This window comes from Janthinobacterium sp. 35 (genome assembly GCF_002754575.1).
Taxonomy (GTDB): domain Bacteria; phylum Pseudomonadota; class Gammaproteobacteria; order Burkholderiales; family Burkholderiaceae_D; genus Janthinobacterium; species Janthinobacterium tructae.
Window position 1 is genome coordinate 677643 of the sequence record NZ_PEFN01000001.1, and the last position, 18684, is coordinate 696326.

The following is an 18684-nucleotide window of genomic DNA, read 5'->3' on the forward strand; positions in this document are numbered from 1 at the left end:
AGCTTGTATTAATTAGAAGTACTTGACGGCTTGCAGCCAGAAGCGGCCGGCGGAGTCCGGTGCCGAGGTCGCCTTGGCATTGCCCAGCTTGTGTGCGTAATACGCTTTCAGGACGAGCGCATTGGCGCCCGTCCACGTCACACCCACGCCGGCGCCGCTCAGGGTGCGGCGGTTCTCGCCGGCGCTCCAGGCGTCGCGGTTCAGCTTGACGCTGCCCGTGTCGGCAAACGCCAGCACCTGCAACTGACCGGGAAACGCAGTAAACGCCGTCACGTTCTGGCGCAGTTCCAGATTCAGCACGTAACCCTGGTCGCCATACGCCTCGCCGCCCGGATAGGCGCGCACGCCGCCCATGCCGCCGATGCCCATCTTTTCCGAGACATCGAGATTTTTCGACGCCGCCTGGCCGCTGAAGCTGCCGAACAAGCTGGTCTCGCCGCCCAGGCTTTGCAGGCGCGCCGCATTGAAAGCGAGCTTGTTGAAGTGGCCGTTGCTCTTCACCGTCAGCTGGTCGATCAGGCGCGCCACCGGCGTTTCGATGTCGATCTTGCCGGTGGTGTAGGTCAGCGAATAATTGCTGATGCCACCGCCACCCACGCCATCTTTGCTATCACCGTTGAGATTGAACAGCCAGACCCTGGCTTTCTTGTCGTTGACGCTGCCCGTCGATTCCGTGCGGTCCTGGAAGGTCTTGTCGTCGTAGCTGACTTGCGCATACAGGTTGCTGCTGCGTGAGCGGATCAGCGGATAACTGCCATACGCGCTGGCGATCTTCGCCGTGCCCTTGGCCTCGAGCACGGCAAATTCCTTGCCCAGCTTGTAATCCATATACGTGTAGGCGCCGCCCAGGCGCAGCAAACCGGCCTGCCCCTGATACGCCAGGCGGCCGTAGTTCAAGCCGTCAGCCGAGGTAAACGCGCGCACGCTGGCCACGTCGCCGATGCCGGCCAGTTCATTGATGTTCAAGGTCGCACCGATGCGGTTGCGGCCCGTGTAGCGGTTGCCCTGGTTATCGACGTCGATGCTGCCGTTGAAACGCGATCCCGGCTGCACCTCGACGATCAGGTCGGACGCGCCCAGGGACGCCCCCGGCGCCAGCGTCGAGCTGACTTGCACGCCCGGCAAGTCCGACAGCAGCAGCAAGCGCCGCTCCAGCGGCGGCGTGGAAATCACTTGCCCGTCGAGACCGGCCAATATCGTGCCGGCCAGGCCGTCCGACAGATTGCTCTGGTTGCGCAACTGCACTTGCCCATACTGGCCCGGCAGCACGCTGATTTGCACCACGCCATCCTCGATATCCTGCGCCGGCAGATACGCTTGCGCCAGGAAATAGCCACGCTTCTGGTAATAGCTGGCAATTTTTGACGCCATGGCGCGCAGCTCGCCCAGAGTCAGCTCGCTGCCCGGCACGAAACCCGTGCTGGCGATCAGTTCGCTCTCGGTAAAGACGGGCGGCGCCGTCACCTGCAGGCGCTGTACCGTGATGCGCGTGGTATCGCCCACCGTGGTGGCCGGCACATTGCCCTGTTGCACGCGGATAGCCGGCGGCGCTTTCGGCAACTGGGGCGCGACGGGAATCTGCTGCAGCTGGCTGCCTGCGCTGGGGGGATCGACAGCGTACGCGTTCTGGATCAACAGCAGCAAGGTCAGCGGAAGTAATTTGGTGTTCAAGGTCATCCTTTCTGGCGACACGCCCGCGCCAGGCACACCGCTTCCGGCTGCATCAACGGGGGAATACAAAAGCTGAAACGGGAGTATTTTTTGACATCAATGTTAAATTTGATGGCAACTGAAAAATTAAGTTCCGTTCAGCAACATTGATCCATTCTAGCCCCTTGCCAGACGAGAAAATACCTATCTGATGACCTCGTTCACCACATTGGTGCGACCTCAATGGCGACAGCCCTAAAATCAGGAAACTTCCATGAAAATGCGCGTTTCAACTGAAAAATTCGTTGTCTCACCGCAACGATATTGCAATACCATCCCTATCGACATGCTAGTCCTCGCACGCACCACATTTGGCAATTTGGCAAGGCATTAGCATTACTGCAATACAAAACAATGTTATTTTTTCCATACGAGGATACGACTTCCACGACACACTTTCTTTTGGCGCCTTGGTATGTCACACACTTGCGAAAATTGATTTCCAATACATGAATATTGATATATAAATTATTTTTGACGATGCGGTACGGGGATGGGCGGCTGCTTAAATTTACGCGAGGAACACCGGCGTAGCAGGCCTGCAACACCTCAGCCAGGGGTTGAGGTGTTGCAGGCCTGTGGAGAGAAAGAAGAGCGGAAGTGCGCTACTGCACTGCTCTGGCCAGGCGCTACCTGGACAGCACGTATTTCGCCAGGGTCGCCGCATCGGCGACACTGAGCTGGCTGAATGGCGGCATGGGCACGGGCCCCCATTTGCCGGAACCGCCGTTGCGGATGTTGGCCGCCACGGCCGCGACGCCGTCCTTGCCCTTGTATCTGGCTGCCACTTCCGCAAAGCCGGGGCCGACCACTTTCTGGTCGAGGGCGTGGCATGCCATGCAGCCATTCGCAGCCAGCAAGGTCTTGGCATCCTTGCCGCCGGCGGCCGGGACAGCCGCTGCGGCCGGCCTGGCCACGGCTGCGGCAGGCGCGGCGGCGCCCCGCTCCGCGCCATAGGTTTTCACCAGGTAATCGACCATGGCCGGCATGTCCGCATCGTCAAACTGGGCGCCGAACGGCTTTTTCATCTTCTTGACGGTCGCTTCCCAGTAGGCGCGCGGCGAGGCAGGCGGCTGGCTCGACGCATACTGGGCCGCGTGGCAAGTCATGCAGTTGCGCTGCACCAACTGGTAGCCGGGCAATTCGCTGGGTGCATAGGTTGCCGTTTCCGGCGGCAAGTGGATGTCCAGCGCGCACGCGCCGCCCGCCGCCGACAGTGCCAGCGCGGCAAGTAATATCTTCATATGGTTCTCCTCAGACTGCCTGAATGCGCGTGGTTTCCACCACATTGCGCATATAACCCATGGGATTCCACAGGGCTTTCATCGGCTGGCTCTGGCCGATGCGGTTGACGGCGCGCACCATCAGCACGTGCTTGCCCTTGCGCGGCGCCTTCAGGACCATCGTCCACGCGCGGAACGAGAAACGGCCCAGGTCCTGGCCCAGCTTCGCTTCCTGCCAGCTGTGGCCACCATCAAGCGACACCGCCACTTCGCTGATGCCCTGGCCGCCATCGAAAGCGATGCCGCGCAAGGCCAGGTCGCGCCCCGCCTTCACTTGCGCGCCATCTTGCACGCTGGTAATGAAGGAGCGCACGTTGAGGCGGCTGATCGGCGTCGTCTTGCCCACCGGCGTACCCGGTTCGATGAAGCCGGAACCGTTGTCGGGGATGCGGTAGCCCGTGCTCATCCAGAAGCCGTCGAACGGTTTGTCGAGCACGGTGATGTCGCTCAAGTGCTTGACCCAGTAAGTGCCATAGAATCCTGGCACGATCAGGCGCAGCGGGTAGCCGTTGAGGAAGGGGATGTCTTCGCCATTCATGGCCCAGGCCAGCAGCACGTCGCCGGCCATGATGTGCTCGACGGACAAGGCTTTCTGGAAATCGGGGCCGTCGCCCACGGGCGGCGTTTCCAGGCCATTGAAGGCCACTTGCACGGCGCTGGCAGCGATGCCGGCCTTTTCCAGCACGGTTTTCAGGGGGATGCCCGTCCAGCGGGCATTGCCCATGGCGCCATTGCCCAGCTGCCCGCCATTCGCGCGCGGCGCGAAGAAGCCGCGGCTGTTGCCCGAGCATTGCGTCACGGCCACCACATCGACGGGTTCGGCCAGTTTTTTCAGCTCGGCCAGCGACAGTTCCAGGGTTTCTTTGACAAGGCCCTTGATGCGCAGGCGGTAGCTGGCGCCATCGATGCTGGTCGGCAAGCCGCTCCAGTGATAGCGCACGAAAAACGCATCGTTGGGGGTAATCGCGCCTTCATTGAAGACGCTGAACGGCGTTTCCAGCTGGGGCGGACGGCTGGTCAGCAGGATCAGCGGGCGCTTTTGCGGGAAAGCCACCAGTTCGCGCTCGCCATTTTCAAACGGCAAAGTGACGGCAGCGGCCAAGGCTGCCCCAGGCCCCGCCACGGCGGCGGAGCCCAGGGTGGCCGTGGTGCGCAGGAAGCGGCGCCGGCTTGCAGGCAACAAAGTCGTGTCAGACATGTTTGAGCTCCACTTTGGTGTCGGCTGCTTCGCCGCCGTTGCGGTCATCGTTGACCAGCTTCTTGATGTAATACATGACGCTCATGATGACCACGCTCAACAGGCCGAACCAGAACGACACGCGCTGCTCCGTATCGGACGACACGCTCATGGCGCCCAGGATCACCAGCATGGCGATGATGGTGAAATACGTCAGGTAGGGGAACAGCCACATGCGCACTTTGATGCGTTCGGGACATTCGCGTTCCAGACGGCGGCGCAGGCGCAATTGCGATATCGCAATGAGCAGGTAGACAAACAGGATCAGGATGCCGTAGGAATTGACGATGAAGGGGAAGACCAGGTCAGCCGACACATACGATACGGCAATGGCGAAATAGGCGAACAGGGTGCTGAACAGGATGGCGCGAATCGGCACGCCATTCTTGCTCAGCTTGACCAGGCCGGTCGGCGCGTCGCCGCGGCGCGTCAGCGCGAAGATCATGCGCGAGGAGGCGTACAGGCTGGAATTGAGGGCCGACAGCACGGCCGTCAAAATGATGGCGTTCATGATGTGGGCCGCGTAGGGAATGTTCATGACCGTCAGGGCGCTGACGAACGGCGTGGCGATGGCCGGCGAATCCCAGGGCACGATGCAGACGACGACAAACATGGACCCCACATAAAACATCAGCACGCGCGTGATGACGGAATTGGTGGCGCGGGCAATGGCCTTGGCCGGGTCCGACGTTTCGGCGGCGGCGATGGTGACGATCTCGGCGCCCGAATAAAAGGCCGTGGCGGCGACGGCCCCGCTCAATACTGGCCCCCAGCCGTGCGGCATGAAGCCGCCATTGCTGGTCAAAAAGCCCAGGCTTGGGATGCTGTTGGGCAAACTACCCGTGATGAACAGGGCGCCGACGAACAGGAAGACGACGATGGCGACCACCTTGATCGAGGCGAACCAGAATTCGAATTCGCCAAACGCTTTCACCGAAAACAGATTGAGCACCGTCATGGAAACGAGCAAGACCAGGCTGATAGCCCACGACGGCATGTCGGGCAGCCAGAAGTTGACCAGCTTGGCGCCGGCGATGGCTTCCAGGGCGACCACGACGACCCAGAAATACCAGTACATCCAGCCGCTCATGAAGCCGAGGAATTTCGATACTTTCGGCTTGTCATCGAAGGCCAGGCGCGCGTATTCGTAAAAGGAGCCGACCACGGGCAGGGACGAGGCCAGCTCGCCCAGCATGCGCATGATCAGGACGACCAGGCCGCCCGTGAGCAGGAAGGAAAGGATGGCGGCCGGGCCGGCGGCCTTGGCGATGACGCCGCTGCCGACAAAGAGGCCGGCGCCGATCACGCCGCCGATGGCGATCATGCTCATGTGGCGTTGCTTGAGCGAGTGCTGCAAGCCGGTATTATTGTGGTTGTCGCTAATCATTTTTGTCTCCTAGTAATATCTGAAGCTCGGTGCGCCCTCGCCTGCTGCGGCTCTGTTTCTGCCGCGCGGCTTTGTTTTATTTGGGCAACACCGTCAAGCAGCATCGATACATCATCAAATCAGTCTGGTTGGCTGCATGCCATAAGTCAATCTGGAAATGCAGCGGCCCGGCGCGCCAGCCGTAGGGCAAGCGCGCTGGAGAATACGTACGGGGTATTGCTGAGTTATTGCAGCTTGAAAAAAAGGGAGCGGCGGCAACACTTGTGGCGTGCGCGCCACTCCCGGGAACGTCTTACACCTTGCCCTTCCATGGCACGAGGGTACGTTCGAGGTAGCGCATCATCAAATCAAACAGGAAAGCAAAGAAACCGATCACGATAATTCCCATGATCACCACGTCGCTGGCGAGGAACTCGGAAGCGCTCAGCACCATGTAGCCGAGGCCGCGCGTGGCTGCCACCATTTCGCCCGCCACCAAGGTGGTCCAGCCCACGCCGATGCCGATGCGCATGCCGGTGAGAATCTCCGGGATGGCGGCACGCAGAATCACATGCACGATGACCTGGAAACGCGTGGCGCCCATCGAGTAGGCCGCGTGGATTTGCTCCAGCGACACCGAGCTGACGCCGGCGCGCGCGGCGATCGCCATCGGCGCGAAGATGGCCAGGAAGATCAGGTAAACCTTCGAAAATTCGCCGATGCCGAACCAGATGATGACCAGTGGCAAGTAAGCGAGCGGCGGCAGCGGACGGTAGAACTCGATCAAGGGATCGAAGATGCCGCGTGCCACGCGATTGACGCCCATCATCACGCCGATGGGAATGGCCAGCAAGCAAGCCAGGCCGAAGGCACCGAAGACGCGCACCAGGCTGGCGACCGTGTGTTCCCACAGGGTAGCGCCGCCGAAGCCGGTGGTGGCCGCCATGATGAATTTCTCGTACACGGCTTGCGGCGAAGGTAAAAACAAGGGTTTCACCATGCCGCTGGCCGTCACGCCAAACCACAGCAACAGCACGGCGATGACGGTAACGCTGGCGATGCGGCTGGAATTGCCCTGCCCCGGCGCGCCGAACGCTTCGCCAGGCATGGCGCAGCGGGGAGCGAACAGACGGCCAAAGAAACCGGCGCGCTTGGCGGTGGTGGGAGGAAATCCCACGACGGATGGGCTATGCATGGGACACCTCCAGCTCTTTATTGACTGCGCGCTCGTCGCCATAAATGATGTTGAGCACTGTTTCGCGCATCTTGATGAAGTCCGGGCTCGATTTCACGGCGCGCGCATCGCGGCATTCGAGGAAGCGCTTGTTGAAATCGAGTTCGTAGGTATGCGTGATGCGGCCCGGACGGGGCGACATGACGATCAGCCGGTTCGCCAGGAACAGCGCCTCGTCGACGCTGTGGGTAATGAAGAAGAACATGGTGCTGGACTTGGCCCAGATATCGAGCAGCAATTCCTGGATGGTTTCGCGCGTCAGCGCGTCGAGCGCCGCCATCGGCTCATCCATCAGCAGCATGGCGGGATTGCTGGTCAGGGCGCGGGCGATGCCCACCCTTTGCTGCATGCCGCCCGACAATTGATAAATCATATTGTCGTGAAAGTCCTTCAAGCCGACCAGCGCCAGGTTTTTCGCCGCCTGTTCGCGCCGCACGGCTTTCGCCACACCTTGCAGTTTCAAGCCGAATTCCACGTTTTCCATCACGTTCAGCCATGGCAGCAAGGCATGTTTCTGGAACACCACGCCACGGTCGGCGCCCGGCCCTTCGACTTTATTATCCCCGAGCATGATTTCGCCCTTGGACGGGGCAATAAAACCCGCCATCAGGCTCAGCAAGGTTGTCTTGCCGCAACCGGAAGCACCGAGCGCGACGACGAAGTCGCCGCTATTGATGGTGAGATTGATATTATTTAAGGCATGTACGCGTTCACCGGCCGTCTTGCCCGGATAAATTACGCTGACATCCTTGACGTACAGGTTTTCCATCGTATCCCCGCATAGGTGTAGTAACTTCAGTTCAACGCATTGTGTTCGAGTCGGCGCGCCCGCAAGCGCGCCGACACGCCACCGTTTACTTCAGCAGGCCGGCGGCCTGTGCATACCTGGGTGTCACATACTTGGCGTAATCTGTTGCCAGGGTGTCGATCTTGCCTTCGCCCTTCAAAAATTGCGCCGTGGCCAGCAAGGCTTGCGCCACGCCGCCCTTCGCGCCGCCACCGAGCCAGGCCGGCGAGGCCTGCTCCTGCAACGATGGGTAGGCGTACAGGGCCACGGAAGCGGCCACGTCCTTGGCAGCCGCGCCCGAATGCTTGACGTTGGCTTTGACTTGCGGGGAATCGATGGTCCACGCTTTCGGATTGGCGCGGTAGTCGGCATCGGCCGCGGCCATCACCTTGACGAACTTGGCCATGAAGTCGGCGTTCGCTTCGCCCCAGGCGCGCTCGACGGCCATGCCGTCAAACGTGGCCTTGCCCTTCTTGCTCAGTTCGCCGGACGTGACGAGGACCTTGCCGTTTTGCTTGAGCTTGCTCAAGGCCGGGTCCCACACGAAGGCGGCATCGATGTCGCCACGCTCCCAGGCGGCGGCGATCTGGTTCGGCTGCATATTGAGCAGCTTGACTTCGGATGGCTTGATGCCCCACGTTTCCAGCGCGAACATGGTGTGGAAGTGCGTGGTGGAAACAAACGGCACGGCGATCTTCTTGCCGCGCAAGTCGGTGGGCTTGCTGATGCCGGCGCCATTGCGGGCCACCATCGCTTCGGCTTCGTTGATGTCGTCGATGATCCAGAACAGCTGCAGATCGACGCCGCGGCTGACGGCCGCCGTCAGGGGGCTCGAACCGATGACGCCGATCTGCACGTCGCCCGACGCCATGCCGGTGGCCACCTTGGCGCCCGAATCGAACTTGCGCCAGTTGATTTTATAGCCGGTGGTTTTTTCCACTTCGCCGCTGGCAATCGCCACCAGGAAGGGACCGTTGATTTCCTGGTAGGCAATCGTCACTTCCTTGCCTTGCGCAAAGACCGTACCGCTGGACGCAAGGACCACGCCCAGCACCAGGGTGCCGAGGACGGCGCGGCGCATCGTTGAAAAAACCGTTTTGCTCGGGGTTTTGCTCGTGTATGTGTTCATGTCTCACTCCAAGTTATTGTTATGTGTGAACGTGCGGGCAGCGCCGCTGGCCGGTCTATGCCAGCTCATGCGACGACTTGAACTGCAGTGCTGCTTTTAGAAAACTTCATCCTTCAAGTGATACCAGCGGTACAAGAAGCGCTGGCCCAGGCGGCGGAACGGGGCGAAGGCTTGCGACTCGACCAGTTCCATCATGTTGGGATACGGCAGTTTCGAATTGAAGATCGGCAAGCCCGTGTCGCTGGCCTTGCCCGCGATGCGCTCGGCCATGCGCCGGCCCGCCTGCGCCGAGTACATGACGCCGTTGCCGCCGTAACCGAGCGAATAGAAGATCGATTGCTTCGGATCCGGTTGCACGATGCGCGGCATCATGTCGTGGCTGACGTCGACCCAGCCCCACCACGAATAATCGATGCCGATCCCGGTCAACGCGGGGAACTTGCGGTGCAGATCGTTGATCAAAAACTGTTTGTATTTCTCGTCCGGCGCGTCGGCGCCAGTGATGGCGCTGCGGCTGCCGATCTGCACGCGGTTGTCCGGCATCAAGCGGTAGTAGTGACGCAGAATGCGCGTATCCGTGATCACCTGGTGGGTGCGGAAGTTGCACGCCGCGATTTCCGCCGGGGTCAGCGGACGCGTGACGAGCGAGTTCGACAAAATCGGCAGCAAGCGGTTCTTCACTTGCGGATGCAGATGCGGCGAGGTGTAGCCGCCCGTGGCCACGGCCACGGCACGGGCGCGCACCACGCCGCCTGGCGTTTGCAGATAATGCACGCCGTTGCGCGTTTCCCAGCCCATCACGGGACTGGATGGATGCACCTTGGCGCCCAGCGCGCGCGCCTTGCGCAGGTAGCCAAACGCCAGCTTGCCCGCGTGGATGCCGATGCCTTCCGGCTCGTGCAGCGCGCCGGCCGCTTCCTTGTCGTCGACGAATTCGCGCTTGACGGTGTCGGCGTCGAGGATGCGGGCGTCGTACTTGAAGACCTCACGCATGAGCTTTGCTTCCTTGATCAGGGCGGGCATGGCTTTCGCCTTGTGGGCGATGTACAGGTGGCCGCCCGGCTGTGGCTCGCAATCGATGTCGGCCGTGATCTTCTTGAACGTTTGCATCGCGTCGCACACTTCCGTGTGCAGTTTCAGGGCCGTGTCCAGGCCGTAGCGGTCTATCCACTGCGAGCGTTTCAGACGGCCCGTCGTGCATTGCGCCTGGCCGCCGTTGCGCGTGCTGCAGCCCCAGCTGACCCGGTTCGCTTCCAGCACGGTGGCCTTGATGCCGTGTTCCTGGGCCAGGAAGATGGCGCAGGAGAGACCGGTAAAACCCGAGCCGATGATGGCCACGTCGACGTCGATGTCATGCGTGATGGGGCCGTCGTCGGCCGGCGGCTCGCCGGCCGTGCCGATCCAGTAGGTGGGCGCGTAGGCATTGCCGTGGCCGGGACGCTGGGCCACCAGCGGATCGAAGGCGGGATCGTAAGGCGTGCGGGCGGCGGTGCTGTTGCCCAGTACGTCAGATGGAGTGTCGACAGGTTTGTTCATGATCATTCCCGGTGAACGTGCTGGCTCAGGCTTTGTTGCCGGTAGCGACCGGTGGGCGATCCTTGCGGAAGGCGTTCTTCACGGCGATCTTGCCATCGCGGAAAGTGAAGATGTCGACCATGCGCGCTTCGATGCGCGTGCCGTCCGCCTTGGTGCCGGCAAACGTCGATTCCGTCACGCCGCGCTCGCCGCTGACAAAGTGTTCGGGATTGAGCCAGGCGGCATCGGGGAAGGTTTGCCAGGCCAGCTCAAAGCCGGCGCGTACGGCGTCGCGGCCAATGAAACTCTTGCCCAGCAAGTCAGGGCCGGCCACGGCGTGAAATTCGCAGTCATCGGCCATGGCGGCCATCAGGGCCTCGATATCGTGGCGGTTCCAGGCATCGCCGAACGCTTGCAGGAAGTCGGTGGTGACAGCGGTGGTGACGGCGCCGGTGTGCGGTACAGGGTGGTTCATGGTGGTCTCCGTAAATCGTTTTTGATACGCTACGTTCCGTTTTTTGTCTTTTATTGAATTTAAGCCTTAAGCATGGCCTTGTCAAATCAAATAATCCAAAAAACGGGACGGTTTGTATTCTTTAATGAAATTATGATGTTTTGGTGACAATCTGTGAGAATTTGGTCACAGCGCTTTGTCGGATTACGCCGGGCTCGCGCCCGGCTAATCCGACCTACACAGTCACGTAGGTTGGGTAGGTTGGATTAGCCTGAAAGGCGTAATCCAACACTCCAGCAGCAAATCAGACGTAATCTTTATATTTATCCAGATGCCGCACAGGTTTGCTCAGCGCATCGCGGCGGAACGGGTCGCCCAGCTCGCGCGTGCACATGATTTCGATGATGGTGGTCTTGCCTTCATTCATCTGCATGGCTATGGCCTTCTTCAAGGCTGGCCCCACGTCTTCCAGCTTGTCGACCGTGATGCCTTCGGCGCCCATGGCGCGTGCAATCTCGGCGAAGCTCTGGTTGTCGAGTTCACCGGCGACGAAGCGGCGGTTGTAGAAATCGACCTGGTTTTTCTTTTCCGCGCCCCACTGGCGGTTGTGGAACACCACCGCCGTCACCGGAATGTTGTGGCGCACGCAAGTCATGGTTTCCATCAGGCTCATGCCCCAGGCGCCGTCACCCGCATACGACACGGCTGGACGGTGCGGTGCGGCCACTTTCGCGCCGATGATGGTCGGAAATGCATAGCCGCAGTTGCCAAAGCTCATCGCCGCAAAGAAGCTGCGCGGCTTGTCAAAGCGCAGATAGCTGTTCGCCACCGAGTTGATGTTGCCGATATCGGTCGACACCATCACGTCTTCCGGCATGGCTTTTTCCAGCTCGCGCAAGACCTGGCGCGGGTGCAAATAATTGCCCGGCTCTTTCTTTTGCTCTTCGATCATGTCCAGGCTGTACGCATCTTTCTCGTGCGTCCAGTTGTCCAGTTCGTTTTCCCACGCGGCTTTTTCTGCTTGCACGGTGGCAAAGCGCTCCTCGCGCGTCGCATCGCAATCGAGCGTCTTGCCATCCAGGCGCGAAAGAATCGCTTTGGCGGCCGCCTTGGCGTCGCCGCAGATGCCCACCGAAATCTTTTTCACCAGGCCCAGCATCTTGTTGTCCGCGTCGATCTGGATGATCTTGGCGTTTTTCGGCCAGTAATCCATGCCGTGCTGCGGCAAGGTGCCGAACGGTCCCAGACGCGAACCGAGGGCCACGACGACGTCGGCCTGGGCGATCAGTTTCATGGCCGCCTTCGAACCTTGATAGCCCAATGGTCCGCACCACAGCGGATGGCTGGCGGGGAACGAGTCATTGTGCAAATAGCTGTTGACGACTGGCGCGCCGAGGCGTTCGGCCAGGGCCTTGCACTCTTCGATCGCTTCGCCCATGACGACGCCGCCGCCCGAGATGATGACGGGGAACTTGGCTTTGGCCAGCAGTTCGGCCGCCTCATTGAGGCTGTGTTCGCCGCCGGCGCCACGGTCCAGGCGGTTCGGCTTGGGGATTTCCGCCTTGATTTCGCCATAGAAATAGTCGCGCGGGATGTTCAGCTGGGTCGGGCCCATTTCCGACATGGCACGGTCAAAGCAGCGGCCCGTAAATTCCGCCATGCGGGCCGGATTGGTCACATGACCCTGGTATTTCGTGAATTCCTCGAACATCGGCAACTGGTTCGCTTCCTGGAAGCCGCCCAGGCCCATGCTCATCGTGCCCGTTTCCGGCGTGATGATGACGACGGGGGTGTGCGCCCAGTAGGCGGCGGCAATCGCCGTGACGCAATTGCTGATGCCGGGGCCGTTCTGGCCGATGACCACGCCGTGGCGGCCCGAGACGCGGGCATAGCCGTCGGCCATGTGGCCGGCGCCCTGTTCATGCACAACAGGGATCAGGCGGATGCCGGCCGGGGCAAAGATGTCCATCGGATCCATGAAGGCCGAGCCCATGATGCCGAACATGTCGGTCACGCCATTGGCGGCCAGGGTTTCCACGAACGCTTCGGAAGGCGTCATCTTTTGCGGGCCAACAGGTATCGCGGCTGCGGCGGCTTTTTGCTCGGTCATGTCATTCATGGGTGTCTCCTGGTCTGTTGTAATGAACTGCAGTGTAGTGATCAACTTATTTATCAAAAATCGGTATATTTTGTTCCGAATTTTGATATACAATTCAATTTAAGCGTTCGGCAATCAAAAGTCAAACAGATTTTCAAGGAAACGGTACAATTTGAGTTCGAAAATGAAATAACACGACAGACACCACACCGAGGCCACCATGGACATGATTTCATCCCCAAAACTTGAGCCGGAAAAACTGGAAGGCGACACGCCCACGATGCGTTTGTTTGCCTTGCTGGAAGTGATTGCCGAGAAAGACCAGTTGCTGTCGCTACAAGCGCTGGTGGAAGAAACGGGCTTGCCGAAACCCACCCTGCACCGCATGTTGCAGCAACTGGAAAGCGTGGGCGTGCTGCAGCGCGAAAGCGATGGCCGCCACTACAGCACCGGCGTGCGCCTGCGCCGCCTGGCGTCGAACCTCTTGATTAACAACACGTTCCATGGCGCCCGCCGCATGGTCTTGCGCCAGCTGGTCGAGGAAGTGGGCGAAAGCTGCAACCTGACGGCCTTCAGCGGCAGCGAAGTGGTGTACCTGGACCGGGTAGAAACGGCGGCGCCGCTGCGCTTCTATCTGCACCCAGGTTCGCGCGTGCCGGCCCACTGCTCGTCGAGCGGCAAGCTGTTCCTGGCGCAAATGACGCCCGTGCAACGGCGCCGCCTGCTGGGCCACATGGAATTGACGCGCTTTACGGACAAGACGGAAACGGACCCCGTCAAGCTGGAACGCGAACTGGAACTGGTGCGCCGCAACGGCTACGCGCTGGACGACGAGGAATTCCTGCCCGGCCTGCTGTGCGTGGCCGTGCTGGTGCCGAACCCGAACGGCCGCTCGAACCTGGCCGTGGCGATCCAGGCGCCCATCATCCGTTTGACGCACGACAAGGCTTTACATTTTTTGCCAGCATTGCAACGCGCCGCGCAAGCCCTGGCCGCCATCGAATCGGAAACCATGCCGACGACGGGCGGGGACGACGACGCCGCATTACAAACCGGTCATTCATAACCGCCGCAGCGCCCATGCTGCGGTTTCACAGGAGAACAAGGTGCCAGATTCACGCCAACATCCCCACGCAGCAGCAGCAGCAGCAGCAGCGCAAACCATGCAGTCCGTGCGCAGCCTGTTCGCTATCGACAGCGACCTGCTCGTGCCCGTCTTCACGGAGCGCGACGCGCACGTGCCCGACATCGATCCCGCCTACCGCTTCAACCAGGATGTGACCCTGGCGATTTTGGCCGGCTTCACGCATAACCGCCGCGTGATGGTGCAAGGCTTGCACGGCACGGGCAAGTCCACGCATATCGAGCAAGTGGCGGCGCGCCTGAACTGGCCTTGCGTGCGCGTCAACCTGGACGGCCACATCAGCCGCCTGGACCTGGTCGGCAAGGACGCCATCGTGCTGCGCGAGCAGCAGCAAGTCACCGAATTCCAGGAAGGCATCGTGCCCTGGTCGCTGCAGCGGCCCGTGGCCCTGATCTTCGACGAGTACGACGCGGGCCGCCCCGACGTGATGTTCGTCATCCAGCGCATCCTCGAACGCGACGGCAAGTTCACTTTGCTCGACCAGAACCGGGTCATCACGCCGCACCCCCACTTCCGTTTGTTCGCCACCTCGAACACGGTGGGCCTGGGCAACCTGAACGGCATGTACCACGGCACGCAAGTGCTCAATCACGCGCAGATCGACCGCTGGAACATCGTTGCCACCTTGAACTATCTGCCGCAAGACGAGGAAACGGCAATCGTGCTGGCCAGAGTCCCGGCCATGAACGACGCAGCGGGCCGCCAGCTGGCTGCCGCCATGGTGGCCGTGGCCAGCCTCACGCGCCAAGGCTATGCGGCGGGCGACCTGGCCTGCCTGATGTCGCCGCGCACGGTGATTACCTGGGCGGAAAATTGCCAGATCTTCCGCGACCCGGCCCTGGCCTTCCGCCTGTCCTTCCTCAACAAATGCGACGAGGCCGAGCGGCCCATGGTGGCCGAGTATTACCAGCGCTGTTTTAACGAGGAATTGCTGGCGAGCCAGGCATGAGCGCCGAAGCAACTGTTCCTGCCGCCTACACGCGCGAGCAGCAGGAAACGGATGAACTGTGCGCGGGCGCCATCCGTGCGCTGAGCGGCGTTGCCGCCATCCGCTACCGGGGCCGGCGCCTGCACGACGGCCACCGCCCCCTGCCCATCCACGCCGCCCATCTGCAGCCCGATGCGGCGCTGCAGGATTTGCCCTCGCTGCGCGGCGCGGCCGACAGCGTGGCCCTGCGCCTGCTGCATACGGATGCGGCCCTGCACAAGTCGCTGTGCCCGCTTGACCCCGTGGCGCGCCTCGTCTTCGAGTTGCTGGAGCAGTTAAGAGTGGAAACGCTTGCGCCGGATCAACACGCTGGCGTCATCGCCAACCTGCGCCACCGTTTTACGGCGTGGTCGCACGCGTTTTACGATTCCGGCCTGGCCGAAGGCGCTTCGGGCTTGCTCTTGTATACAGTGTTCCAGATGTGCTGGTCGCGCCTGACGGCCAGGCCCGTGCTGGAAAAAACGGAAGATTTTATTGAAGCCACGCGCTGGTCGGTGTCCTCAACACTGAGCGGCGACCTGGCGGGCTTGCGCCGCCACCGCCTGGATCAAGCCGCCTTTGCGCGCCACGCGCTGGCCATCGCCCACGCCGTCGATGCCATGCTGAAAGAGGCGCAGGCGGCGCGCGATGGTAGCCAGGACGAGGCCGGGGACGCGAAAGCACAGGCAGCGTTCAAGCTGCTGCTCGATTTCGACAGCGACAACGACCACCTTCCCGATGCCGCCCCGCTGGGCGACAGCCGCGCCTTCAGCGATGGCGATGGCGCCTACAAGGCATACTCCACGGCCTACGACCGCGAGGAAAACGCGGGCGAACTGGTGCGCCGCGCCCTGTTGCTCGACTACCGCGAACGCATGGATGGTCGCATCGCCAGCCTGGGCATCAACACGGCGCGCCTGGCGCGGCGCTTGACGCAATTGCTGGCCGTGCCCCAACGCGACGGCTGGTCATTCGGCGAGGAAGAGGGATACATCGATGGCCGGCGCCTGGCGCAGCTGATCAGCTCGCCGTCCGAGCGCAGGCTATTTCGCAAGGAACAATTCCTGCCGCAGGCCGATTGTCTGGTCACCTTTCTCGTCGATTGCTCCGGCTCCATGAAGACGCATGCGGAGTCGGTCGCCGTGCTGCTCGACATTCTGCTGCGCGCGCTGGACCAGGCTGGCATCAAGACGGAGTTGCTGGGATTTACGACGGGTGCGTGGAATGGGGGCAGAGTCAGGCGAGACTGGATGCGCGCCCGCTCGCCGGCGAATCCGGGGCGTTTAAATGAACTCGTGCACATGGTGTTCAAGGATGGCGACACGCGCTGGCGCCGGGCGCGGCCCGATATCGCGGCCCTGCTGAAAGCGGACTTGTACCGCGAAGGCGTCGATGGCGAAGCGGTGGACTGGGCCTGCACGCGCATGCTGGCACGGCCGGAACGGCGGCGCATCCTGCTCGTCGTCTCCGACGGTTGCCCGATGGATACGGCCACGAATCTGGCCAATGACGAGTTTTACCTGGCCCAGCATTTGAAACAAGTGGTGGCGCGCCGCGAAGCGCAGGGCGCCGTGGAAATCTGCGGGCTGGGCCTGGGCCTGGACCTGGGCGCCTACTACAGCCGCAGCCTGGCCACCACCCTGCCCGCCTCGCTGAACAATGAGCTGTTCAGCGAGATCGCGCAATTGCTGGGCGGCATGAGGCGATAAAGCCTCAAGCCACCTCGTAGCGCACCGTGTGCGCCTCCATCGGCAGCGGGATTTCCCAGTTCCACAGCATTCCCTGCAGCTTCTTGTTGCTGAGCGAGGTGTCGCGCTGGCCGTTGCGCCGCAGTAATTCCTTGCGCGGCTGCTCCAGGTACACCAGCTCCACCTGCGCATGGTATTTATACAGCAGGTTGAGCGTCTTTTCGCGCATCAGCTTGGACAGATGCGTGGCGTTCCACACGAACGGCTCGCCCTTGCGCAACAGCTCGCGCGCCCGCTCTTCCGCATAGTCGCCCACCTGCCCCTCGTTCTTGCCATGCGTCAAGCCCAGGGCCGTGCGCGCATCGTCAAACGACACGACGGGCAGGCGCGGATGGTGCTTGTCCACCCACGTGTTTTTACCGGAGGCGGGCAAACCCGACATGACGATCACGTGCGAACCCGGCTCCTGGAACAGGGAATAATCGGGATGCGCCTCGGCGCCGCGAAAATATTTCACGCGCGTATGATCGTCGACGAAGGCCCTGCGCTGGCCGTAGCAGCCCTCCTCGCGCGCCAGTTCGCGGAACAGCTCGATGGCATCGAGAATGCGCTGCGGATCGGGACAGATGCGGCCGCGGATATCGGCTTCGGCCAGCATGGCCAGCAGGCGAATATCGACCTGCCACGACAGTTCGCGCACGGTGAACTCGGGCGTGACACCGCGCCGCGATGTTTCCAGCGCAAAAAACGGCACCTGGTGCACATTGATCAGGCGACAGATTTCCTCGCGCACGGCAAACGGCACGTCGCAATCCCACAGGGCAATGCGCGCATCGAGGGCGCCCTTGCGCGAGTGGCCGGGCTGGCCGATGGCACCCGTCACCGGGTCGATCACCGTGGTGCTGCACTTGGCCACGTCGTGCAGCAAGGCGGCCAGGAAGACGATTTCCTGTTGCGCGCGCGTGGCCTGCTGGTAGGCGGGCATGGCCAGCAGCGATTCCACCACCATCATCGTATGCGTCCACACATCGCCTTCCGCGTGGTACACGGGGTTTTGCGGCGTCGTCTTGGCCAGTTCCAGCTGCGGGAAGGCGGCCAGGCAGGCGCTGAAATCGGGCGACTGGCCCGCCGGCGGCACCAGTTGTTGCAGGGTTTTCCAGTGCATCATGTTGTACTCCTTGAGAATACCGCCAATTCGTCGAGCGAGCGGCAGGTATGTAAGCCCAGGCTTTCCCACGTGACCAGCGGCTGCGGCGCGTACAGGTCCACGCCGTCGGCCAGCTGGTTCGGGATCAGGGGCCGCGTGCTGTGGTGCGAGCCGCTGTCGAGGATGGTTTGCGTAAAATCATGGCGCACCAGCTTGTAGCGGGCCAGCACTTGCTCGTCGTCTTCCACCTTCAGGTACAGGCCTTCCGCGTGGTCGGACTTGTCCGTCTGCTTCCAGCACAGGTCCAGCGGCAGGCGTTCGCGCGCCACCACGTGTTCAAAAGCGTCGCGCCACAGCTGGGACTTGGCCAGCGAATGGCGCAGCAGCTGCCACAGCTGTTTCGGCGTCGTGGGCATCAGGCCCGCATACAGCACGGGCACGGAGAGCACGGGCGAGCCGGCCAGCATGGCGTGGCGGCGCGCCGTCGACAAAAACATCTGGCTGCGCCGGCAATACACGTCGAACTCGTTGAAGTAATGAGGCAGCCGGTCGTAAAACACGGAATGCTTGCTGTACGACCATTCGCCAAACAGCACATACTGATCTTCCAGCAGATGCAGCAAGGCGTGTTCATGCGCATGCGCCCACGGTTTCAACAGGTTGAACTGGCGTTCGCTGCCGCCGCCCGCCAGGTAATGGCCGCGCGACTGCAGCAGCACCTCGCCCGCATCGCTGAACGACACGGCGGAGTTGGCGCCATCGATTTTTTCCTCGATGACGACGTACTGGCCGGCCAGCTTTTTCAGGGGCATCTGATCCGAGCCGTCGTCGCCGTCCTGCAGGCGCGAGCCTTCCAGGTGCGGCGTGCGCGGGTATTTGAATAAAGGTAAAGATTGTAAAAACATAGCGTCCCACGCCGCGTTCA

At 61.7% G+C, this 18684-nt stretch carries 15 protein-coding genes; 3 read left to right on the forward strand and 12 right to left on the reverse strand.

What is annotated here, in order from left to right; genetic code table 11:
• Positions 1 to 12: 12 nt before the first annotated feature.
• From CLU93_RS03015 to xsc, 10 genes are all read right to left on the reverse strand, one after another.
• Positions 13 to 1671 (reverse strand): ShlB/FhaC/HecB family hemolysin secretion/activation protein, encoded by a 1659-nt coding sequence (locus CLU93_RS03015; protein WP_257224853.1) that lies wholly within the window; start codon positions 1669 to 1671, stop codon positions 13 to 15.
• Positions 1672 to 2339: 668 nt separating this feature from the next.
• Entirely contained in the window at positions 2340 to 2954 is a 615-nt protein-coding gene (gene sorB / locus CLU93_RS03020) for a SorB family sulfite dehydrogenase c-type cytochrome subunit (protein ID WP_257224854.1), read from the reverse strand.
• A gap of 10 nt (positions 2955 to 2964) precedes the next feature.
• Positions 2965 to 4191, reverse strand: a complete 1227-nt coding sequence (sorA, locus tag CLU93_RS03025) for a SorA family sulfite dehydrogenase catalytic subunit (RefSeq protein ID WP_099759942.1) — start codon at positions 4189 to 4191, stop codon at positions 2965 to 2967.
• On the reverse strand, positions 4184 to 5617 hold the full coding sequence (locus CLU93_RS03030; protein ID WP_099759943.1) for an amino acid permease: 1434 nt from the start codon (positions 5615 to 5617) through the stop codon (positions 4184 to 4186). The genes sorA and CLU93_RS03030 overlap by 8 nt, the downstream gene beginning before the upstream one ends.
• 292 nt (positions 5618 to 5909) lie before the next feature.
• Positions 5910 to 6704: an ABC transporter permease subunit gene (locus CLU93_RS03035; protein ID WP_243420403.1), complete on the reverse strand. Its 795-nt coding sequence runs from the start codon at positions 6702 to 6704 to the stop codon at positions 5910 to 5912.
• Between the two features lie 79 nt (positions 6705 to 6783).
• Complete coding sequence (locus CLU93_RS03040; RefSeq protein WP_034788398.1) at positions 6784 to 7599, reverse strand: taurine ABC transporter ATP-binding protein; 816 nt, start codon at positions 7597 to 7599, stop codon at positions 6784 to 6786.
• 85 nt (positions 7600 to 7684) lie between these two features.
• Positions 7685 to 8746 carry a taurine ABC transporter substrate-binding protein gene (gene tauA / locus CLU93_RS03045; RefSeq protein WP_218968322.1) on the reverse strand — a complete coding sequence of 354 codons (1062 nt, stop codon included), beginning with the start codon at positions 8744 to 8746 and terminating at the stop codon, positions 7685 to 7687.
• A 96-nt stretch (positions 8747 to 8842) separates the two neighbouring features.
• Positions 8843 to 10282: an NAD(P)/FAD-dependent oxidoreductase gene (locus CLU93_RS03050; RefSeq protein WP_099764204.1), complete on the reverse strand. Its 1440-nt coding sequence runs from the start codon at positions 10280 to 10282 to the stop codon at positions 8843 to 8845.
• A 25-nt stretch (positions 10283 to 10307) separates the two neighbouring features.
• The gene (locus tag CLU93_RS03055; RefSeq protein ID WP_099759946.1) at positions 10308 to 10736 is read right to left on the reverse strand and encodes a nuclear transport factor 2 family protein; all 429 of its coding nucleotides are present in this window, start codon (positions 10734 to 10736) and stop codon (positions 10308 to 10310) included.
• A gap of 283 nt (positions 10737 to 11019) precedes the next feature.
• Complete coding sequence (gene xsc / locus CLU93_RS03060; protein WP_099764205.1) at positions 11020 to 12825, reverse strand: sulfoacetaldehyde acetyltransferase; 1806 nt, start codon at positions 12823 to 12825, stop codon at positions 11020 to 11022.
• A gap of 214 nt (positions 12826 to 13039) precedes the next feature.
• Between xsc and CLU93_RS03065 the strand changes: the two genes are divergently transcribed.
• From CLU93_RS03065 to CLU93_RS03075, 3 genes are all read left to right on the forward strand, one after another.
• Entirely contained in the window at positions 13040 to 13879 is an 840-nt protein-coding gene (locus tag CLU93_RS03065; RefSeq protein ID WP_373629721.1) for an IclR family transcriptional regulator, read from the forward strand.
• Between the two features lie 97 nt (positions 13880 to 13976).
• Entirely contained in the window at positions 13977 to 14906 is a 930-nt protein-coding gene (locus tag CLU93_RS03070) for an AAA family ATPase (RefSeq protein WP_099759947.1), read from the forward strand.
• The gene (locus CLU93_RS03075; RefSeq protein ID WP_099759948.1) at positions 14903 to 16633 is read left to right on the forward strand and encodes a cobaltochelatase CobT-related protein; all 1731 of its coding nucleotides are present in this window, start codon (positions 14903 to 14905) and stop codon (positions 16631 to 16633) included. Before CLU93_RS03070 ends, CLU93_RS03075 begins: the two co-directional genes overlap by 4 nt.
• A gap of 4 nt (positions 16634 to 16637) precedes the next feature.
• Here the strand turns inward: CLU93_RS03075 and CLU93_RS03080 are convergent, their stop codons facing one another.
• Together CLU93_RS03080 and CLU93_RS03085 are read right to left on the reverse strand one after the other, a co-directional pair.
• The gene (locus tag CLU93_RS03080; RefSeq protein WP_373629723.1) at positions 16638 to 17780 is read right to left on the reverse strand and encodes an AAA family ATPase; all 1143 of its coding nucleotides are present in this window, start codon (positions 17778 to 17780) and stop codon (positions 16638 to 16640) included.
• Entirely contained in the window at positions 17777 to 18664 is an 888-nt protein-coding gene (locus CLU93_RS03085; protein ID WP_099759949.1) for an RNA ligase family protein, read from the reverse strand. The genes CLU93_RS03080 and CLU93_RS03085 overlap by 4 nt, the downstream gene beginning before the upstream one ends.
• Positions 18665 to 18684: the final 20 nt, after the last annotated feature.